The sequence below is a fragment of the bacterium genome (assembly GCA_030583725.1).
Classification (GTDB): domain Bacteria; phylum Patescibacteriota; class Microgenomatia; order UBA8517; family UBA8517; genus JAUYMM01.
The window spans coordinates 34,585-55,249 of sequence record CP129472.1 but is presented as its reverse complement, the minus strand read 5'-3'; the positions used below and the strand labels follow the sequence as shown (position 1 = coordinate 55,249).

General features: G+C 35.2%; 27 protein-coding genes. 9 read left to right on the top strand and 18 right to left on the bottom strand.

Annotated features, from left to right (window positions below):
* Positions 1-3: 3 nt before the first annotated feature.
* From QY322_00330 to QY322_00315, 4 genes are read right to left on the bottom strand one after another with little or no spacing between them, the layout of a single operon-like run.
* Positions 4-681, bottom strand: coding sequence for a hypothetical protein (locus QY322_00330; GenBank protein ID WKZ25750.1), 678 nt, complete (start codon positions 679-681; stop codon positions 4-6).
* Positions 682-686: 5 nt separating this feature from the next.
* A complete protein-coding gene (locus QY322_00325; GenBank protein ID WKZ25749.1) occupies positions 687-1,262 on the bottom strand; it encodes a hypothetical protein in 576 nt (191 codons plus the stop codon).
* Entirely contained in the window at positions 1,255-2,262 is a 1,008-nt protein-coding gene (pilM, locus tag QY322_00320; protein ID WKZ25748.1) for a type IV pilus assembly protein PilM, read from the bottom strand. Before pilM ends, QY322_00325 begins: the two co-directional genes overlap by 8 nt.
* Before the next feature lie 16 nt (positions 2,263-2,278).
* A complete protein-coding gene (locus tag QY322_00315) occupies positions 2,279-3,100 on the bottom strand; it encodes a hypothetical protein (protein WKZ25747.1) in 822 nt (273 codons plus the stop codon).
* 184 nt (positions 3,101-3,284) lie between these two features.
* On the opposite strand from QY322_00315, the gene QY322_00310 reads away from it, so the two are divergent.
* From QY322_00310 to QY322_00270, 9 genes are all read left to right on the top strand, one after another.
* Positions 3,285-5,000, top strand: coding sequence for a hypothetical protein (locus QY322_00310; protein ID WKZ25746.1), 1,716 nt, complete (start codon positions 3,285-3,287; stop codon positions 4,998-5,000).
* 28 nt (positions 5,001-5,028) lie between these two features.
* Complete coding sequence (locus tag QY322_00305; GenBank protein WKZ25745.1) at positions 5,029-5,517, top strand: hypothetical protein; 489 nt, start codon at positions 5,029-5,031, stop codon at positions 5,515-5,517.
* Positions 5,501-7,126: a hypothetical protein gene (locus tag QY322_00300; GenBank protein ID WKZ25744.1), complete on the top strand. Its 1,626-nt coding sequence runs from the start codon at positions 5,501-5,503 to the stop codon at positions 7,124-7,126. Before QY322_00305 ends, QY322_00300 begins: the two co-directional genes overlap by 17 nt.
* 34 nt (positions 7,127-7,160) lie before the next feature.
* Positions 7,161-7,592 carry a hypothetical protein gene (locus tag QY322_00295; protein ID WKZ25743.1) on the top strand — a complete coding sequence of 144 codons (432 nt, stop codon included), beginning with the start codon at positions 7,161-7,163 and terminating at the stop codon, positions 7,590-7,592.
* 462 nt (positions 7,593-8,054) lie between these two features.
* Positions 8,055-8,213, top strand: coding sequence for a hypothetical protein (locus QY322_00290; GenBank protein ID WKZ25742.1), 159 nt, complete (start codon positions 8,055-8,057; stop codon positions 8,211-8,213).
* A gap of 102 nt (positions 8,214-8,315) precedes the next feature.
* On the top strand, positions 8,316-9,431 hold the full coding sequence (locus QY322_00285) for a hypothetical protein (protein ID WKZ25741.1): 1,116 nt from the start codon (positions 8,316-8,318) through the stop codon (positions 9,429-9,431).
* A gap of 15 nt (positions 9,432-9,446) precedes the next feature.
* Positions 9,447-9,623: a hypothetical protein gene (locus QY322_00280; protein WKZ25740.1), complete on the top strand. Its 177-nt coding sequence runs from the start codon at positions 9,447-9,449 to the stop codon at positions 9,621-9,623.
* A gap of 106 nt (positions 9,624-9,729) precedes the next feature.
* Complete coding sequence (locus tag QY322_00275) at positions 9,730-10,020, top strand: hypothetical protein (GenBank protein ID WKZ25739.1); 291 nt, start codon at positions 9,730-9,732, stop codon at positions 10,018-10,020.
* Between the two features lie 25 nt (positions 10,021-10,045).
* The gene (locus QY322_00270; protein WKZ25738.1) at positions 10,046-10,693 is read left to right on the top strand and encodes a nucleotidyl transferase AbiEii/AbiGii toxin family protein; all 648 of its coding nucleotides are present in this window, start codon (positions 10,046-10,048) and stop codon (positions 10,691-10,693) included.
* On the opposite strand, the gene QY322_00265 is transcribed toward QY322_00270, so the two are convergent.
* From QY322_00265 to QY322_00200, 14 genes are read right to left on the bottom strand one after another with little or no spacing between them, the layout of a single operon-like run.
* Positions 10,690-11,184, bottom strand: a complete 495-nt coding sequence (locus tag QY322_00265) for a prepilin-type N-terminal cleavage/methylation domain-containing protein (GenBank protein ID WKZ25737.1) — start codon at positions 11,182-11,184, stop codon at positions 10,690-10,692. The genes QY322_00270 and QY322_00265 overlap by 4 nt on opposite strands.
* Positions 11,185-11,211: 27 nt before the next feature.
* Positions 11,212-11,658 carry a hypothetical protein gene (locus tag QY322_00260; GenBank protein WKZ25736.1) on the bottom strand — a complete coding sequence of 149 codons (447 nt, stop codon included), beginning with the start codon at positions 11,656-11,658 and terminating at the stop codon, positions 11,212-11,214.
* Entirely contained in the window at positions 11,648-12,118 is a 471-nt protein-coding gene (locus tag QY322_00255; protein WKZ25735.1) for a prepilin-type N-terminal cleavage/methylation domain-containing protein, read from the bottom strand. Before QY322_00255 ends, QY322_00260 begins: the two co-directional genes overlap by 11 nt.
* Positions 12,115-12,570: a prepilin-type N-terminal cleavage/methylation domain-containing protein gene (locus tag QY322_00250; protein ID WKZ25734.1), complete on the bottom strand. Its 456-nt coding sequence runs from the start codon at positions 12,568-12,570 to the stop codon at positions 12,115-12,117. The genes QY322_00255 and QY322_00250 overlap by 4 nt, the downstream gene beginning before the upstream one ends.
* Positions 12,571-12,581: 11 nt before the next feature.
* A complete protein-coding gene (locus QY322_00245) occupies positions 12,582-13,055 on the bottom strand; it encodes a type II secretion system protein (protein WKZ25733.1) in 474 nt (157 codons plus the stop codon).
* The gene (locus tag QY322_00240; protein ID WKZ25732.1) at positions 13,055-13,507 is read right to left on the bottom strand and encodes a prepilin-type N-terminal cleavage/methylation domain-containing protein; all 453 of its coding nucleotides are present in this window, start codon (positions 13,505-13,507) and stop codon (positions 13,055-13,057) included. Before QY322_00240 ends, QY322_00245 begins: the two co-directional genes overlap by 1 nt.
* 46 nt (positions 13,508-13,553) lie before the next feature.
* Entirely contained in the window at positions 13,554-14,009 is a 456-nt protein-coding gene (locus QY322_00235) for a prepilin-type N-terminal cleavage/methylation domain-containing protein (GenBank protein WKZ25731.1), read from the bottom strand.
* Positions 13,999-14,505: a hypothetical protein gene (locus QY322_00230; GenBank protein WKZ25730.1), complete on the bottom strand. Its 507-nt coding sequence runs from the start codon at positions 14,503-14,505 to the stop codon at positions 13,999-14,001. Before QY322_00230 ends, QY322_00235 begins: the two co-directional genes overlap by 11 nt.
* A gap of 10 nt (positions 14,506-14,515) precedes the next feature.
* Positions 14,516-15,157: a prepilin-type N-terminal cleavage/methylation domain-containing protein gene (locus QY322_00225; GenBank protein ID WKZ25729.1), complete on the bottom strand. Its 642-nt coding sequence runs from the start codon at positions 15,155-15,157 to the stop codon at positions 14,516-14,518.
* Positions 15,154-15,861, bottom strand: coding sequence for a prepilin peptidase (locus tag QY322_00220; GenBank protein WKZ25728.1), 708 nt, complete (start codon positions 15,859-15,861; stop codon positions 15,154-15,156). The genes QY322_00225 and QY322_00220 overlap by 4 nt, the downstream gene beginning before the upstream one ends.
* A gap of 7 nt (positions 15,862-15,868) precedes the next feature.
* On the bottom strand, positions 15,869-16,501 hold the full coding sequence (locus QY322_00215; GenBank protein ID WKZ26128.1) for a prepilin-type N-terminal cleavage/methylation domain-containing protein: 633 nt from the start codon (positions 16,499-16,501) through the stop codon (positions 15,869-15,871).
* A 38-nt stretch (positions 16,502-16,539) separates the two neighbouring features.
* Positions 16,540-17,745 carry a type II secretion system F family protein gene (locus QY322_00210; GenBank protein ID WKZ25727.1) on the bottom strand — a complete coding sequence of 402 codons (1,206 nt, stop codon included), beginning with the start codon at positions 17,743-17,745 and terminating at the stop codon, positions 16,540-16,542.
* A gap of 16 nt (positions 17,746-17,761) precedes the next feature.
* On the bottom strand, positions 17,762-18,826 hold the full coding sequence (locus QY322_00205) for a type IV pilus twitching motility protein PilT (protein ID WKZ25726.1): 1,065 nt from the start codon (positions 18,824-18,826) through the stop codon (positions 17,762-17,764).
* 31 nt (positions 18,827-18,857) lie between these two features.
* On the bottom strand, positions 18,858-20,591 hold the full coding sequence (locus tag QY322_00200; GenBank protein ID WKZ25725.1) for a GspE/PulE family protein: 1,734 nt from the start codon (positions 20,589-20,591) through the stop codon (positions 18,858-18,860).
* Positions 20,592-20,665 lie beyond the last annotated feature (74 nt).

The following is a 20,665-nucleotide window of genomic DNA, read 5'->3' as shown; positions in this document are numbered from 1 at the left end:
TTTTTAGTTAAATGGATCAGTTTTCTGTGATGGAGCTTCTTCAATTGTTGGTTCTATAAATTGTGGCAAAGTATACCCTGCCAACTCATTTAAAAGAGTGATGTCTTGACTTGTTAACTCACTAACAACACCTGTTAAAGATGGTATTGTTTTAGGAAGTTCTGCTGAATAGACATTAACTGATATATTAGCCCTTGATAATCCAAGAGAGCTATTAAAACTAACTTTATCAATATTAATTAAAGGGAGTACTGTACCCAAAGAACTTAAAAAAGTAAAAACGTCAGACTCTTGACCTTCTACCTCGAAGCTAACTGAAGACTTCATGACTCCAGAACTTTCAGGTATTACATTTCCTGTTTTTAGGTTTGAAACGTTTAAATTATTATTTAAAGATTGTGTTCTGATCTGACTTAGAGCATATAAAACTGAACCTTTACTTGGTAAAACCACATCCAAAAAAGTAACATCTCCTGGTAGGGTCCTACTAACAGTTTCTAAAGCCAATACTTTTTTAGACAATGTGTTTTCTGTTGTCTTGTTTGCTGTTATATTGCTTTGCAAATTGGATATATTTCTTAAACCAATAACAAAAGAAAAAATAATTAGAATTAAAACTGAAGAAAAAATAATTACAGGCTTTAAAAGAAAGTTGATTTCGTTTTTAGTATTTGTGTTCATATTGTTTACTTATTTTCGAATAGGATGTTCGCTACAAAACCTGACCCAGGATTATAAGCTAAGGATGATACAACTATTCTTTCGTACTCCAGCACATTTGATATTGTTTTAAGTATCCCTGACAAATTTTGAGAACTATCTGCTGTTATAGTAATCTCAGTTCCTTTGGTGGTAAGGGTTGCCTCTGTAATTTGAGTACCCACAGTGCCAACAACTTGACTTAAAAAATTTTGATATCTTTTAACCTCAGAATTTGCAGATTCTGCTTTTCTGACCACAGTTATTTTTGATAATCTATCTTTTGCCAAAATTAATTTTTGTTCGTTTTGGCTCAAGTCTGAAATGGTTTGCTTTAAAGTGTTAACGCTTGAAGTAACTTTCTCATTTTCTAAGCGCAAATAAATATAATATGAACCTAAAGAGAGGATTACTAGCAAAAGTACAATCGAACCAACTACTGAAAATTTAGATATTACTTTAGCCACTTTGACAGCACGTGCAGGTACTGCCATTTCTGTTGGAATTAAGTTTATATTTTTACCACGAACTGGCAAGCTTTGATTTTCCATAGTATTATTCATTGCGCATAGCTAGCCCCACAGCTGCAGCATAGATTGAAGCATATGGAGCTAAACCTTTCAAGGTTTCAGAGTCAAGATTTATTTTTGCAAACGGACTACCTACAACTGTTTCAATTCCTAAGCTTTCTGTTAAATAGGTAACAATATCAGGCATTGTTGAAGCACCCCCTGTGATAATTACTGAAGTTGGAGTATCTCCTTTTTCCTCAGACTGATAGAAATGAATTGCTTTTTTGATTTCATCAATTACCATTTTAAAAATAGGTTCAAGTGCTTGCCTTACCTTTCCTTCTAATTGATCTGTTGATAGTCCATATGTTTTTTTGTACTCCTCAGCCTGTTGGGCATTAATACCCAAACCTTGTGAGACCGCTCTTGTAAAAGCTTCACCAGCAACAGGTATGGATCTTGTAAAAACTACTTTTGTATCTTTGACAATTGACATATCAGTCGCAGATGAACCTAAGTCTAAAAGAAGAGATACACCTTTATCAGGTGAGAGTGACCTTGCCATGGCAGTTAGTTCAGTTTCTGCAGCAACAGGTGTTAAGCCTGCAAGTCTTGCCACTTTGACATATTTTTCAACAATTGCCTTTGGGGCTGCAACTAGAAGGACTGATGTTTGGGAAGTGGTTTCATTTCTACTTAAAACTGTATATTGGATGACAGCTTCTGCGGTGGGTATAGGTATATATTGTTCAGCTTCCCACTTAACTGCAGCTGATACTTCTTCATCTGAAAGTAATGGAAACTTAATGACACGGGTAAAAACTAAGGATTCAGGCAAAGACAAGTTAACGTCCTTTGTGTTAACACCTATCTGGTTAATAATTTTTTTTAAAACTTCTGAAACTGCATTTAATTCTTCATCTGTTTGTGCCTTATCAGGAGAAACACCAGCATAACCAACTGCCCCTGAAGCTTTTAACACCCAAGAATTGCCACTTTGGGCAAGTTCAATAATTTTAATACTTTTTGTTCCTATATCTATTCCGACCATGGGCAGTTTTTCCTAATTACTTAACTATACCATTTGCGCTAAAGATTGCATTAGCAAAAATGGGTGGGGTTTCAGGATGCAATTGATATACTTCTATACTTCTGTTTGCATCCCCATATGAACCTGCAGACTCAACTTTTTCACCCTGAGAAGGAAGAATTGAGCCAGTTGAAGCCACATTTATACCCACTTTATGTGCATTTGTGGTGTTGTACAAAAGTTTTGCAGTTGCATATTCTAAGGTACCAGTAGGAGTGTCAATAGTTGCTTGAAAAGCAAAACTATCTTGTCCTATTGTACAACTTGAAATTTGTGCATTATCAAAACGGTTTGCAGTAACCCTTGAAACATTGGGGTCATAGACAGCCCTTTCAATTTGTAGGGTTGTCATATCATCAGGTAGGGTAGTGTAGTAAAAAGTAACTTCCAAGGCAGGAGTATCACTGTCTGCAGGGTTAGTACCAGCATTTCCCCAGCAGAATCTAATATTACTTCCATTAAACTGAGTTACCTCTCCAGCTCTTTTAAACCAGAAAACGGCATTTTCACCAGACTTTAAGGCAAGTGGGTAGGTAACTTGATCAGCCCCACTGGCAAATTGAGTAACCAAAGCACTAAACTCAGCATCATCTAGACTTCCACTACTATTACCAATAACCAAAGCCCTCTCAACACCAGCTTCAGCTGCAGAAAAAGCACGAAGTGAGTCTTCTTCTTTAGTTGAAAGGGAAATATCAGTAATTGAACGAGAGAGGATGAACAAAACTATAATCAAAACTACAGACAATGACAAAAGAACAACTAAAACAGCCTGACCTTTTTGGTTCTTTCTTGTCATATTCTAAATATATCATAAATTTAAAATATGGTACAATTAAAATGTGAGAATTAGTAAAAAATATTCACAATTTGTTTCTAACCCTTTTTCTTTACCCCTCCCAACCAACTTGACAAACAAAATTATATCCTGTAGTATATTGTCTAGCCTTGAAAATTTGTAGGTTTTAGGTTAAGATCTATAAATGAATAAGGATAGAATAATACGGTTAGGGAGAAGAATTAGTCAATCAGATTTATGGAATATTGGTGTTGAGGGAATAATAGAAAAACAAGTTGATAAATTAAATATGAGCGATAGATTAACAGACACAACAAAATTGTTTATCAGGGGTAGTCTCACTGCAGCAATAGCTGGGACATCATTGGCATGTATAAAAAACGGTATAAATCCTGAAGTAACATCATCAAATAATCAAAATACGACTGAAATTGCCCCAACAGAAAAACCGTTTGTAATTCCAACTTCCACTAGTGAAGTCAACGCTACAATGTCCTATGAGTTTGTTGAAGAATCCGAAATAATTTCCAAACTACCTGGTCCGTTTAGAGCCTTTGGTGAGGACCAACGAATAAAAGACCTTTTTGAAGATCCAAGCACAATTGAATACTCCGCATCTGGAGTTAAAACAGTTGACATTACTGGAAAAGAAACAACTTATGTATTCTTTAATGCCACTTCTGAAGTTGAAGAAAAAAGTAGAACAGCAATGATCTTTGGCGGAGACCAGGGTGAAGTTATCTATATTGTTTTAAACAGGATTATTGATGCCGAAGGAAGAGTAGGACTTGGTATAACTCAGGATCCAGCTACGGGTGCGGATTTGGATAAATCTATTATGATTTTTAACACGGAGTTGACAGAAGTTGAACTTTCACAGATGACCAATGAAGAAATTGAGGCACGAGATATACTTTTCATACCAGGAGGTTTACTTGTGTCACCACAAGAGATATTCAATGTAAAAATGGCCTCACTTGTTAAAGTTGAGGTGCCTGTTGGGGGCGTTGTATTTCCAGCTGAAATGACAGATAAATATAAAAATCAATTTGAAACGTTTGAATATGGTGTAAAACAAGTAAATGGGGTTGATACTAAAGTTATATATGGCATTAAGAGTGATGAAACTAAACAAGTTATTGCTATGGAAATGGAAATTGATGGACAAATGAGGATGACAAGAGTGGGGGAACATATTGTCAAAGACGGTGAAGGTAATGACCATAGTTTCTATACTTACATTGATCCAAAATGGAGTTCTACTGGTATTTTTTCAGTTACTGACCGAACCTCAAAAGGAATTGTAGGAATGCCAGAAGGCAAAAATGACGCCAATATGTGGAACTCACTGGCACATCAATTGGGTTTTGCCACCCCAGAACAAGCATTTGAGCATGTAATGGTTAAAAATGATGGAATATTTAACTTTAAAGTTGCCTATGGCGTTAGATCTGATCCGTATGCGACTTCCAAGATGAAATCACTGGAGCACCCTGCAAATTTTAATCTACCAATAGAAATTAGAACGATAATGACTGCGGATGAATATAATTCACTACCAGATGAAATTAAAAATGATTTAATTAATGATCAAAAATCTAAAAATACAATTGTCGATAGTACCTTTGGTTATTTATTATGGACCAAACCAAATGGACAGATAGTCATCTACTCTATATCAACAGCAGCAGAACGTTGGGGATACAATAATGATAGCCACACATTAAATGATTCTGATAGAAAAATGATAACTGACTTCTACGAAGCTCAAGTTGTATACAGAATATTTGATTCTATGGGAATGATGGTCGCTGGTAAATCAAATTTAAGATCATATGCCCGTCAATCACGGAACTTTTTAGAAATCGAGGGAATAAATTTCAAAGACCCTTCACAATAACTTCAAAATAGTGTAGTCTTTAATTAGAATGAAAAAGTTAATTATTTTTTCAAGTTTGTTTGTTTTGTTTTTGGCTTCAGTTGTTTTTTATTTAAAATTAACTTCCACGCCAGTTTTTTTCAACTCAAGAATTGGGTCTTTGAGGATTGAAAACAAGAACCCTATAATTCTTGATATTTACTTAAATTTTTCTTTAAAATTAAACAAATTTTTAATTAAAGGAATTAAACCCAAGTCCATTGCGATAGTCTATACAGACAAAGTAAGACCAAGTTATCAATATATAGATGACAATCAAAAAATAGACTTTGGATCAACAATTGACATATTAAGTTTAAACGAGGTTTTGATTTATATTTACGTATCAGAAAATGTTTTAAGATCTAGTGATGCAGAACATCAAATTAAAGAATATACTTTAAATGTAATTCAATTCTATCAAGGAAAGGAAGAAGTAACACAACAAAATCAGTTTAATAATTTTTTCAAATTACCAATATATGTCAAAAATATTTAAAATTATATTATTTCTAATTTTTGCAATTTTTTTTCTTTTTGGTTTTTCCACAAAAGATGTAAATGCTCAATGTTTGGATGATTGTATATGTGTAACCTCAAGTGGCTCAGAAGCAAGTGGTGATTGTACATGTGGCGGAGCAGACAACTGTTCTGGTGGTTCATCACCATCCTGCACACTTTGGGGTGATAACTGTGGTGGTAGTGCAACTCCACCCCCTAGCGCGTGCCCGTGCGGGACGACGAATAATGGGAGTTGTAGAAGTTGTGAGTCGCAATGCAACCCCACATGGGTCGTAAACTGTCCTTCGGGGACAGTAAAGACAAATAATCTGATTGGTTCACAGTGTGTAAGTAAGGGTTCGATCTGGCATTGTAATGGATGGTTTCAACTAGGATCGGCACAAAGTGAAGGATCAGAGTGTGGATGTACAACAACACCCGCAGGTTGTGGAGAATGTGAACAGTATTGGACCAACCCAAATACGGGTAGAACTAGTTGTATTAGATGGGATTGTTGGCCTGCTACTACAACATGTAGCGGACGCACAGCCAACACCTATGAGTGTCTTTCTACTTGTAATACCACAGCACCTTCTGCTGTAAGTTTTAGTGATGATTTATTAACTTGGACAACTGGTACTAATGGAGCGTCTCAAAATTTATATGTTTCAACTACGCAAAGCGATGTAACTAATAATTGTGGTACAGGAACTAGTTGTACTGTTAATGCAAATTTGGCAAGTAGTACTGACTTCTATCCTTTTGTTTCACCCCTACTTCCTGATACCATTTACTTTGTAAAAATTGTTAATTATCAAAGTGTAAGTTGTTCTTCTTCTACAAATTATAGTTTTTTAACACCTGTTGCAAACGAGCCATGGTGGCAAGTAATGGATGGTGATGTTACAACAAATGGGGTATTAAGTTCTTTAGTTCCCGCTGGTAATTATTTCTTAAGTGATGGCTTAGGTGGTTTTTCAGGTGTTGCAGTCTATGGTACTTCTCTTAATTTATACTTAGACACTCCTGAAAGGATATCTGTTAATATTTGGAATGCTAATACTACTTCAACATTAAGTAGAATATTTAATTATAGTTATTTTGAAAATTTAATACCTAACGATATTGTTTTTAATGACATTAATGACTTACCAAGTGGGGGAGTAGTTGTTGATTCAAATGGATATGAGTGGTACAAGGTTGTTGGCAACTTAGATACTGTGGGGGATATTGATATAACTACCAGAAAAGTAGTCTTGTTTGTTGAAGAAGGCAACTTTAATATCAACGGTAATATAAACCTAACAGATGGAGTTGGTTTTTTTGCAAGCTTTGTAAATGGAAATATAACAATTGATTCTGCAGTTAGTGGTAGTCCTGCGATTGAAGGAATTTATATGGCTGATAATAATATATCAACAGGGGCAGGGGATACACAACTGCACTTAAGAGGATCCTTGGCCTCATATGGTAGTGTATTGCTAGAAAGAGAACTACTAGACAACTCAACTCCTGCAGAACTTGTTGAATTTGCACCTGATCAAATGATGCTTTTCCCAAATCAACTTCAATTCAAAAGGGCCAAATGGGCAGAAGTGGCACCATAATTGACAGCTTTTGTACACAGTGTATTATTAAAATATGTTAACTAAACAAGATCTAAATTCTATTAGTGAAGTACTCGATACTAAGCTGAAGCCAATTATATCTGATATAAAGATATTAAAAACTGATACAGCAGGACTTAAAACTGACGTGTCAGGACTTAAAACTGACGTGTCAGAACTTAAAACTGACGTGTCAGGACTTAAAACTGACGTGTCAGGACTTAAAACTGACGTGTCAGGACTTAAAACTGACGTGTCAGGACTTAAAACTGACGTGTCAGGACTTAAAGATGGTGTAGAGAAATTACAAAAAGACATGACATCTGTAAAGACAGATGTTAAAAAAGTTAAAAAAGTAGTCGAAAAAGATTTTGATTTTCACGATAAGCAAAATATTAAAGTAATACATAATATTCAATCAATTCAAAAATATGTTGGATTACCTATAATGGATTTTGGCGCTTAAGTTGAGTTTGCGTTAACAACTTCAGTTTAAACCAGTCAAATGGACTTAAAGTGGCACCATAAACTCAGCCACGCTAAACTATCAAAGCTTCATTGACAATTTGATCATTTCTGATATAGTTCTGCTTGCACCTTTAAATTAGGTGTGATGTACAACATCACGAGGAAGATCCTTAAGTTGAGGTTTTGAAACCTTCAGTAGATCTGTATTCCATTTTCGACCACTGGATTCCACATAGTGCGTGGTTTAAAAATCCAAACCGAGTTGTCAAACTGGAACTGATTAAAAATTGGTAACAACACCAAAAATTTAAGTCATCGCAGACCGCACGTATGCGGATTTTACTTTTCGCAAAAAGGAGAATGGCACATGAGTGGACCAAATGGTTTACCCGATCCGAATGATGCCAATCAATCTGACCAGCAAATTCCACAAGGCGGTATTCCCGTAGGAGGTCGGATCATGTATCCAGACCTGCAAGGAAATCTGCACAACACCCCTGGTGGCGCTATCAATTCCAACCAAGGAATTGAAAGTGACTACAGTCGCGGCGGTAGTGGTGGATGCAATCAAGATGCTGACAGAGTACCTCCACCAGATTTTGGTGGTGGCGGTTGGTAGTTCTAACAATTAAATAGATTTCTGGAAGGAGAAAAGGTGTGCACCAGCACTTTAAATACACACGTATTACCTTTTCTCCGATTTACCTTATATAATATAGACATGAATATCCTTGTGAGTGAATCTACAAAACAGGCAAGAATTAAATATAGAAAGTTAGCAGCTCCAAAATTAATGTCTGAAGAATTATATATTAGGAATTGGATATACGATGTAAAGGTTCGCGATAGAGCAGAAGTTGAATTTAAAAATATAAATCCATCAAGTTACCAGGCATCTGTGGATTTTTTTATTACTTACCACCCCGAGCTTCGAACTAAATTACAAAATGAGATTTGGGGTTCTCAACCTGAAAAAAGAGGTGGTGTTTGGGAAAAATTTAGGTTGCCGTACAAAAGAATTGAAGAATCATTTTCCAACTTGATAGCGCAAAGGAAAGAGTTAGTCTTTGCAAAAGGATACGAAGTGTTTGTCGATTATTATCTGGATTTATATAAGATTCCTAAATCAGTCTATAAGGATTTCATTAGAAATAATAATAAAGTTATTGAATTTTGTAACAGTCATACAACACACAATAATCTAGAGAAAGACTTTTTTTCCGAATTTGGAAATCATTGCTCTTTATGTAATCTAAAAAACTTTCCATTCGGTAATTTAGGTGATGTAACACATTATATGTCAAGCAATAACGTTGTTATTAGTATGTATAAATCAAAAGTTGATATCGAATTTGGCGACTTCTCACAGTCGAATTATATAAAAGAAACTGATAGGTTTAAGGTGCAGATAGATAAAAATCAAAATTTAAAACATCAGTCAATTGACCTTATTCACGAATTATCTCATATAATTCATCGTATTGGATGTTATAAAAATGAAATTTTACCAGAGGAAAAGGGCTCATATTTTAACGAACTACAAACCACAAAGATAGAATTGGATATTCTGAAGGTAATTTCGACCGAAGTATATAATTCTATTTTCGGAGAATTTCTGAAAGTCTTTCATAGGGTTTTGTTTGAAATAGAAATATACAGAAAACCTAATCTAGATTTCGATAGTGTTTACGCCTCAATATTTAATAAATGTTTTAGAGGATCAAATGAACTTAGAAACAGATCATATATTCTCGACAACCTCATAATTAGTAAGCCATTTTCTAATCTTCCTCATGCAGTGGCACTTTCAACAATTATACAAAATTTCATAAAGTGATATACAATATCAAATATGATAGAAAAGAAAAACAATCCTATTGATCCAAATCTTGAGAAAATCTCTGTTCCACAGCGAAAAGGAGATAACATTACAATAAAAGATCTAAACACTCCAGCCGGCAATAAATTAACAGATAAGAAACAAGAAAAATATTCAATTACAAAACCTCAAGTTCAAGGAACTAATTAAATATTGCGCCTATACGCACAACATGAATTATTGAATAGTTTTGCTCCCAATTCAAAAGGGCCAAATGGGCTTAAGGTGGCACCATAATGTGGTATAATAACACTGTATGCCAAACATACCTTCACACTTAAAACCATATTTAGCTTCTTACGATCTGAGTCAACTTGATATTGTTAATGACAGAGAGATAATTATTACAGAGATATTAAATAAAGGGGATGGTAAAGCTCTTCGCTGGTTAACAGAAAATTATTCAAAGAGAGATATTAAAAATGCAGTAGCCTCACCCCTGCGTGGATATTGGATGAGTAGTGTCTTGAAGTATTGGTTGAATATATTTGAAATTAGCCTATCAAAAAATAAATTTGAAAAGGCAATTATAAGCCTCGAGGCTTAACTTATGAAATTCAGTATTAAATACTATGAAATTTTTTACTTCAATTTTGAATAAAAACCAGCAAGAAGTCTTGCCAAAGCTAAAATTTTTATCAAACGACGGATTCTATCTAGCAGGGGGGACATCACTTGCTTTATTAATTGGCCATAGAACATCAGTAGATTTTGACTTTTTTATTCAAAAACATTTTGACTCAGCCAAACTAGTAGACAAAATAAGTAAAGTTTTTGGATCAGACGCTAAAGTGACATTAATAGAAAAAGACACGGTATTTGTAATAATAAAAGATGTTGAATGTTCTTTTTTTTGGTACCAGTATCCTCTTATAGATAAGGTAAAAACAGAAATAGGCATAAATCTCGCAGGCCTAAAAGATATCGCAGCAATGAAACTACTCTCAGTTAGTCATAGACCAGCAAAAAGGGACTATATTGATATTTTTTACTTATTAAATAATTTTAGCCTTGAAGAGATGATGACTTTCGCATATCGAAAGTACAAAAATTTTAATGAGTATTTGATACTACGTGCATTAACTTATTATGATGATGCTGAAGGTAAAGAAACCAAAAGGTCAATTAAGTTACTTGATCCCAATTTTTCATGGCAAGAAGCAAAAACAGTAATTACAAATGAGGTTAAAAAGTACCAACTGGCTATGCTTAAGACTTAATAATTCCTCAAAACTATTTCTGTCTGTGCAGTAACTGTTCCTGCTTCAACAGATGTAATTTGAGAATCAGTTGCCTCCAACAGTATTCTAACTACAGGTGGTGTATTTATGTCATCCTGTGTACAACTAAAATTACAAGACAATAAAGAAACGTCATTTGATGTTAATCTGGCAGACCCTGAAGCTATATATCTGTCACTTCCTGTCAAAGTACATGAAAATGAGGTTTGGCTACCTTCAATAGAAACATAATCTAAAACCGTAGGTGATAAATTAGGGCAAGTTACACTTTGGGCACTTCTTATCTGTCTTTCCATAACTGCAAGTGAATAATTGATATTCTCACGAACACGAACTAATGAATCACTTTTTTTAGCACCTCTTAATGTTAAAAACACAGATCTTGTAGAAAGTAGGCCAATAACTGCAAAGATTGAAATTACTATTAATATTTCAACTAAACTTAAACCCTTGATTAATTTCTTCTTCATAATTATTATTTTTTTCTATTGATCACATCATCGTTCACGAATGTCATTAAAACTTGTAACTGATCTTGATGAGTGCACACCTTTGGAATCAGTCCATGTGGTGACCACAGTTGCATCAATTATAGTTTTACCTGATGACACTTGTTTTGTGAAGTAAAGTGTTCTTTCAAAGACAGTATCTGATATTGTTTCGCTTTCACTACACAAACCAGTATTTAAAAAGCTAAGACTGTCTAGACAATATGTTGGAAGATCTGCATATGCTGAAAAATTATTGAAATTACTTTCTCTTTCTGACCTTAGCCACTCTACCGCCTCCTGTGAATACCTACCAGCAAGTGTTTTATTTTTTGAAAAAAGTGAGTTTGATATCGAATTAGTTGAAAGTATAACAACAGCTACAATAATCATAGTTATAATAAATAAAGCCAACACAACTTCAAACATTGATTGGCCTCGATTATTATTCAACATTTCCTCCTACTCCAATTGTTACAGTACCAGTACTGCTACTAACTACATTTGTAACCGTAAAAGTTAAGTTTTCCTCAAGATTAGTGCCTTGTCCCAAAGCTTTAAACATTACTGAACCTTGGGTTAAACTTACATTACTAGGTAACTCAACAACCTTAATAATATGATTGGCATTTGAACAATTGGCAATTAAATTATATTCTGTTTGGCTGATTCTTGAGAAACTGTAGCCATCCAAAACATTACAAACTTCACCCTCTGGTTTTTGACCTCCAATTGCAAGTTGTTGGGAAAGTCTTAAGTCAGCAACAATCCTTTTTATAACCCCCACCAACTCCTGTCTTCTTGAAAATTCTCTGTAACCTGCAAGACCAATACTAAAAACAATACCTATTATTGATATTCCAACCAAAAGTTCAATTAATGTGTAACCACTGTTTCCTATGTTTTTTTTAATCATGGATTTGTCACTCTATAATTACAACTGGTACCACAGTCTGAAGAGCCACCACAGGTCACTGTAGTCAATCCTGACTGTTCCAATGAAGCACAAAGCTCATATCCACTTGCCGTTGTAGCATATCTATATGTTTTAGACTCTGGAATTGGGTCCTCAGGTATTAGTTCAATGTACGTATTTGAAACAGCACAACTTGAAGGTGTTCCAGTACCAATAAGAGGGGAGGTATTTAAATTGGCAGGATATGCATTACAATCAGCTCTATATATTTCAAGTCCAGATTTAATAAGTTCAAGGTCTGACTTTCTCCTTGCGTCTCTTGCAGATTCACGAGCTCCTGATAGTCCAAAAATTGATATTGCCACAACTATCCCAATAATTGATATAACAACCAACAGCTCAATGAGGGTAAAACCTTTGGATTTCAAACGAAAATTGTCATTTTTATTCATAATTAAAAAATTTAGATAGGACAGGTACTAGAACTTGGTGCAATATCACTTTCTCCATTTCTACCACTACTACAAATTACCCAAAACACTTCCTTATTTTCAAGACCTGTCCAGAGAACAAAACTGGTTCCTGTGGCATTTGAAACGTATTTATAAACTAAATTCTCAGTGTTTTTAGGATCTATTGGGCAAGATGTTAAATTTAATTCATCGGTACAAAAATTACTATCAGAAGAGTCGATTTGTAACGTAGTTGTGTAAACAGGATAAAGTCCAGAATTTAGACTCGCATAATTTTCAATTGTTGTCTGAAATTGTTTCAAATCAGACTTTCTTTGTGAATCTCTTGCTTGTTTTTGAGATGACCCAAATGAAACAAGTGCTAAGGCAGCCAAAATTCCTATTAAAGAGATGACGACAAGCATCTCTACTAATGTAAAACCCATTTGTTGTATTTTATTTTTGGTTGTTAATGTTTTTTTCATTATGGTTTTACTTCATACTTCCAACCAGTCGGGCACCAATCCAGGTCAGTGGTTGCAATTCCTTTGTCATCACTGACATTTTCAAGACAAGCCTCAAGTATATAATCATCATCATCTATATAGGTATATTTATATATCTGGTTTGATAGGGGATCATCAGGCAATATGTTCATATAAGTCACGTCATCATTCACCCAAGACTCTCCCCATACACAATTACCATCGCAGCCAACAATATTATCTGTACTACTGGTTGGATAGCCTCCATTATCATTGTAATAAAGCCTTAATGCTGTTTGGATATTCCTAAAATCTGATTTTCTTTGAGTATCTCTAGCCCTTTCTCTGGCTGAGTTCATATTTGCAATAACTAAAGTTGCCAAAACTCCAATTAAAGAAACTACGACCAGTAATTCGACTAAGGTAAAACCTTTTTTTGTTTTGTTGTTCATAACTTTGACTTTAATTATATATTACCACTTTAGTGGCAAGCTATGCTTACTCTGTTGCTGTTGTATTAGCACTAGTAACTGCAAAATTGGGATTCTGCGCACAGTTGTCTTGTATACAGTCTTGATCTTCAGTATTTTCAAGTCTTGCAAAAAGCTGGTATTTTTGGGTAGAAGCACCAACTAGAGTATAGGTGTATACACCACCAGATGGGTCAGTTGGTAAAACCTTAAAGTAAATTGTTCTGCCATCAGTAAACTCTCCACCCCAAGTCAAACTATCAGGATACCTTCCATAATCAGCATAATAAAGTTCTAAAGCATTTGAAACCTGTTTTAGATCAGACTTTCTCTGTGTATCCCTACCCCTTAATTGTGCAGTTCTAAAACTACCAACAGCCATTGCAGCCAAAACTCCAATAATTGCCATTGCTACTAAAAGTTCAACTAATGTAAATCCTTTTTTACCAGTTTTACTGGCCAAGTTTTGCTTACTATATTTCATTTTCAACTACTCTTCCATAATTGCATACTTTAGTGCCACATTGCAATCCTAATTGTTGTGTTCCTAAATTATATTCAGGTTCATCCTTACCTTCTAAAGAAACATAAAAACCATAGCTTTTCTCGTCTGAAACATACTTGTAACTTACACCTTTTTTATCACTTGGATCCCTAGGCATAGGGGACATACCCTCAAAATTAGATTCACCCCAATTACAAACCTCCACATTTAATGGTAATCCAGTTAGTATGTCTGTCACAGCTTCTTCAGTAAAACATCCAATCATTTTTCCATCAGATGTAGATTGGGGATAAATACGATACTTTTGATAGTAGGTATCTAATCCCTTTTGAATTGCTGAAATATCATTTTTTCTTGTGGCATCCCTACCGCGCCTTAAAGAAATTGACATATTAAACCCAATAACCACAAACAACACCAAAAATATAAATGCTAATAGTTTTGTTTCAACTAATGTAAATGGTTTGATTTTCATTAAGACTTATTTATTGATTCCAAGGTTGACATTCGTTATTTAAATTTGAACATTGTCCATAGCAGGTTGGGTTTTGAAAGTTCGGATCACAAGCAGGACCAGGCCTTGATACATCCCATTGGACGACCATACAAGACCCACTAAAACAGCCATAGAAAGTAGTTTGACCTGCTCCACCTCCACCTCCGCCACTAGCTGTAGGCGCTGGTACATCCGGAACAACTCCGGGTGCATTTGGACTTGAGTAAACATAGTCAAATGCAGAGTTAGGACCAATATAAGGGGTACTATCTACGTCTGACTCATTATCAAGTCTGCCATAAATCCTATACCACTTTGGACAACTTGAATCTTCATGTTCATAGAGATAAGAGGCCTTAGTTACAGGATCACAAGGGATTTTATCCAAATATGGTAATAAACCACTACCAGGATTGCAGGCCACAAGACTTGAAAGGGGATAGCAATCGTTATCTTTTTCATATTCCTCTGCAGCAATACCAATTCTTTTGATCTCAGCTTTTCTTCTAGCGTCATTTCCCTTGTGAACTTGATTTCTTAAAAAGAGAATAATTAGAAGCGCTAAAAATGAGAGCAAGCCCACAACTATTAACAGCTCTGTTAGAGTAAAGCCTTTAATATTTTTTTTCATAACATTAACGTAATCCAAAAAGCTACTATCATGAACGGTCCAAACGCAATTTTAGTCTTTAACTTTGCCTTCTTTAATACTAGCAAGAATAAAGCTACTATTCCACCAATTATGAAAGTTGACAATAACCATACTAAACCTTTTTCTTGCCCTAAGACTAACCCTAAAGGAATTGCAAGTTTTACGTCACCCAAACCCATACCTTTTCCTGATGTAAGTATATAGATACTTAAGAGAAACGTTGAAAAAAGAAATGCAAAAAACAAAGTAGTTAAAAGTGAGGTGTTAACTATTAAAATAGAAATTAGTAACGTTAGCCAAACAAGCTCATCAGGAATAATTTGATGCTCGATATCAATGACCAATATTGTAAGTAATGTAACAAAGAGGGAATAGTAAAGAATAAATTCTAAAAACGGAAATAATAAAAACAAAATACAAGCTCCTAATACTGAGGCGGCTTCAATTAGTGGATAGCGTATAGATATCTTTTGACCACAACATCTTGATTTTCCAAAGTAAAAAAAGTATGAAAATAAAGGAATATTGTCATACCATTTTAAGTATTTCTGACATAAGTCACAAAAAGATCTTCCTTTAGAAAAATTTAAATCTCTGGGAATACGGTAGCTGACTGCTGACACAAAAGAGCCAATTGCCAAAGCTACCAAAACCAATAGTATAAGTATGAAATAAACTTCCATACTTATACTACTGAGGTATACAAACATAACAACCGTTGGTTACCCAATTTACACCCGCTCCGTCGCCTGCTGCTCCATCACAAGTTGTAACAGGAGTACCTTTTTCGCCAGTTGATGTATTTGGTTGGTAAACATTACCTTCGGTAACTGCAACTTGTTTTGTTGAATTAGCCAAAGGAACAAAACAACCATAGACTGATGCAGATGAACCTTGCTCTTTACCTATTAATATTTGTTCATCTAGTGTTGCACCTGCTCCACCATCCTGAACAAAATCTCTATTTCTAAACTCTGTTTTTAGTTCATTGGTGGTTATTAAGACTCCATTGACAGCACAAGTTGCACCACAAAGACCGACTTCTTGACTGGAAGAGGTTACAAATCCAAACTCGTCTTCTGTTGAGTAAGTAGGTGTAACTGTCATCCAAGGAAATCTAGAATTAGCTGCAAAATATCTGTCTATTGCGGAAATCAGTTGACCAGCATCTGACTTAAACCTTGTGTCGCGAGCTCTGTTTGCTTGTTCAATAGGATTAATAGCAGCAATAACAATTAAGGCAATTGCTCCAAGTAAACCAATTACAATCAAAAGTTCTACCAAGGTAAAACCTTTTTTGTTTTTTGTTTTTAATTTATTTATTATTTTAGTTCACCTCCCTTACATATAATAATCTATCTTTAGAATTGAGAAGTCAAGTTATAAATAGGTAAAATTATTGCAATTACCAAAAAACCTACGCCCAAACCCAAAATAACCATAACAATTGGTTCAATTGCAGAAGTTAAACTTTTGACCTTTTGATCTGACTCAACAGCAAAAACATGACTAACTTTGCCCAAAACCTCTTCCATTTTTCCAGTTTCTTCTCCCACTGCTACCATTTGAGAAAGGATGAAAGGAAAAGCTTCTGGGTGTTTGGCGAATGCAAATGAAACTGGAAATCCTTTCTCAACCTGAACCGCAACATCCTTAATAGCATTTTTGATAACCACATTACCGACAACGTCTGCAGTAATATTTAAACCTTCTAAAATTGAAACACCAGCACCAGTCATTAAAGAGAGCGTACTTGTTAATTCTGTTAATATAACTTGTTTTTGAAGCTCGCCAAAAATTGGTATTTTAAACTGTAGTTGATCTGTTTTCAGTCTTCCTTGTGTCGTTTTCCTATACGCTTGAAACGAATAAACAGCCCCAACAACCAAAGCAATTGTAACAGGCCAAAATTTTATAACAGCATCAGAAACACCAATTAATATTTTTGTAGGAAGGGGAAGTTCTGCATTAAACTCATCATAAAGCGAAGTCAAGCGAGGGATAACAAAAATCATCATTATAAAAGCAACTATAACCATACCAATAATAATTATTGTAGGATAAATTAAAGCTCCCTTAACTTTACCTTTAAATTCCTGTTGTTTTTCCATATCGTCTGCAAGACGAGCCAAAACAGTATCTAAAACCCCTCCTGCCTCACCTGACTTAACCAAAGCTATATAGGTTGGAGTAAAAACAGTTGGATGCTTCACGAACGCCTTTGAAACTGACTCGCCACCCTCAATGTCTGCAAGTATTTGAGATACTACTTTACCCATTGACCCTTTAGCTTGAGACTTTAATATAATTAACGACTCAGTTATTGGTAAACCAGCATTGACCATTGTTGCCAACTGTCTTGTAAAAGTAGCAACATCTGAAGGTGTTATTCTATTTTTTAGATTTCTGATAAAGGTTATGGGGCTTTCATATGTTTGTTTAATTGAGAGGACAAGAAGTCCTTTTCCACGAACTAGCTTGGCCGCCAACATATCATTAACAGCTTCCACTTCTCCTGTAACTAATTTACCGGATTTGTCTTTTGCCTTGTAGTTAAACCTTTTCATAAACGCAGCTTGTATGTTATTTTGTACCTTTAATCAACCTGTTCAACTCATCAGGTCTTACTGTCCACTCTTGTGCAGTTTCAATAGAAATTATTCCTTGCTTAACCAATGCAGATAGTGAATGTTCAAGGGTAGACATACCAACTTCTAAAGAAGTCTGAATAATTGAGTCTATTTGATGTGTTTTACCTTCTCTGATTGAAGTTTTAATCGCAGTTGTCCCTAACATCACTTCATGGGCCACAACCCTTCCTCCAGCAACAGCGGTTATTAATCTTTGAGAGAAAACTGCTTCTAAGACAGATGACAACTGAAGTCTGACTTGGGCCTGTTGGTCTTCTGGGAAAACATCCACAATTCTATCAATAGTTTGAGCTGCTGAGTTAGTATGCAAGGTTCCAAAAACTAAATGGCCTGTTTCAGCAATTGTTAAAGCTGCTGAAATTGTTTCAAAATCTCTCATTTCGCCAACTAAAACAACATCTGGGTCTTCACGCAAAACAGAACGTAGTGCAACTTGCCACGAGTGAGTATCTGATCTCATCTCTCGCTGAGAAATAATTGACTTGATAGGTTTAAAAACAAATTCGACTGGATCTTCAATTGTTACTATGTGGCAAGACCTGTTTTTATTGATTTCATTAATTATTGCAGCCAAGGTTGTTGACTTGCCGTGTCCAGTGGGACCAGTCACTAAAACCAAACCTTGTCTTAAACCTGTAAAGCTCCTTGTTATCTTAGGTAGATTTAATTTATCAATCTCGGGAATCTCAAGTGGAATTCTTCTAAAAGCAGCAGCCAAAGATCCTTTCTGAGTATATGCATTAACCCTAAACCTTGCCCTGTCATCAAAAGAAAGTGAGAAATCAAGTTCTTTATTGACTGTTAATCTTTCAATTTGCTCTGAAGTCATAACTTGTTTTAATCCTTCAGCAACCAACTCAGGTGTCAAAAGTCCTGTATCCGGCAAAGATTTAAGTTCACCATCAATTCTGACAGTTGGAGGAACACCCGCAACAAGGTGTAGATCTGATGACTTTAAGTCAATCGTTTGTTGTAACAAATGTTTTAGGTTTATCATATTTTTATTTTTCTTACTTAAATTCCTTAGACTATTCTTGAGCCACCCTTAACACTTCTTCAATCGTCGTTTCTCCTGCTAAAACTTTTAAATAACCATCCTGTTTTAATGTTATCATACCTTCTTCTTTGGCTTTCTTTTCAATTTCAACAGCAGGTGACCTTCCCAATATCATTTTACCTATCGAATCAGAAACTGGCAAAACTTCAAAAATACCAACCCTGCCATAATAGCCAGTATTTCCACAGGCCTGGCACCCTTTACCTCTATATGTTTTACCAACAGAATTTGTTGGCCAAAGTGGTCCTAGTACTGTTTTCATATCTTCAACTATTTTGGGGTCAGGAGTAAATTCCTCTTTACAATCCTCGTGTATTTTTCTTGCAACCCTCTGGGCCATTATTGCTGTCATTGACGATGTTAAAAGGTAAGGTTCAGCACCCATATCAAGCATCCTAGGAAGTGCTCCTGCTGCGTTATTGGTGTGAAGAGTAGAAAAAACTAAGTGCCCTGTTAATGAGGCTTGAATTGCAAGATCTGCAGTTTCTTGATCACGTATTTCTCCAACTAATATAACGTTGGGGTCTTGTCTTAAAAAAGCTTTTAAACCAGAAGCAAATGTTAAACCAACTGCTGGATTAATTTGTACCTGATTGACACCAACCATTTTATATTCAATTGGGTCTTCCAAAGTTACAATATTTACCTTTGGTGTATTAATTTTACTAATAATTGAGTAAAGTGTTGTGGTCTTACCAGATCCAGTTGGTCCACAAATTAAAATAATGCCATGAGGTCTTAAAATTGCATCCTGTAGGTTTTTCAAGGCTTTGCCACGAAGACCAAGAGTTGGTAAATCTGGAACACCACCAGTTTTTTTCAACAAACGCATAACAATCTTTTCTCCCCATGCTGTGGGAAGTGAAGAAACACGAAGGTCAGTATCTTCATTTGCAGCCTTAAAATTAAACCTTCCGTCTTGTGGTATTCTTTTTTCATCAATTTTCATACCAGAAAGTATTTTTATTCTCGATGTTAAAGATTCGTGAAGCTCTCTGGGAATAGTCAACTTTTCAACCAATATTCCATCAACCCTGTAACGAACCCTAGTCGCTCTTTCTTCAGGCTCAATATGTATATCAGATGAACGAGACTTAACTGCAAATTCCAAAATATGAGTTACAATTTCTGATATTTTTTCTTCTCTAATGAAACCAATTTTAAGGTTCTCACTAGTACTTACCTTTTTATCTGGAGCTACATCTTTTAAAGCTTCTGTAACCTCTTGCGACAATGAACTTGCATATCTAGTTGTAATAATATCTTCCAATTTATCTTCCTCAACGGCTACGGGTTTAACCCTTAAACCTGTTTTTCTCTCTACAAACTCTATAGCCGTCAAATCAAGGGGATCGGCCATAGCCAGAGTAATATTCTTGGCTGTTTTATCAACTGCAAGTGGAAATATATTAAATTTGTTCGAAACTTCTTGAGAAAGTATTGACATTGCCTCAGGGGAGGAAGGACTAGTTGCCAAATCTACAAAGGGGACGTTATAAAAAGTAGCCTTAGCCTTAACAAGATCAGTGTTATTAACTAGATTTTGTTTTTTGATTATTTCCTCCTGAGTAGTACCATACTGGACCTCAGCCATTTTAACTTGGTCAGCTCTGGTCTTATCTAAAACTCCCATAGAAACTAAGATATCGGCAAGATTATTTCCCGTCGCAGTTTTATTTACATTGGCAGTGGCAGTATTGGGCATACCTTAATAATAGTCAGTTACGAGCAAAAAAGAAAGTGCAAATCTGGATATCAACACAAAACTTAAAAGAAAAA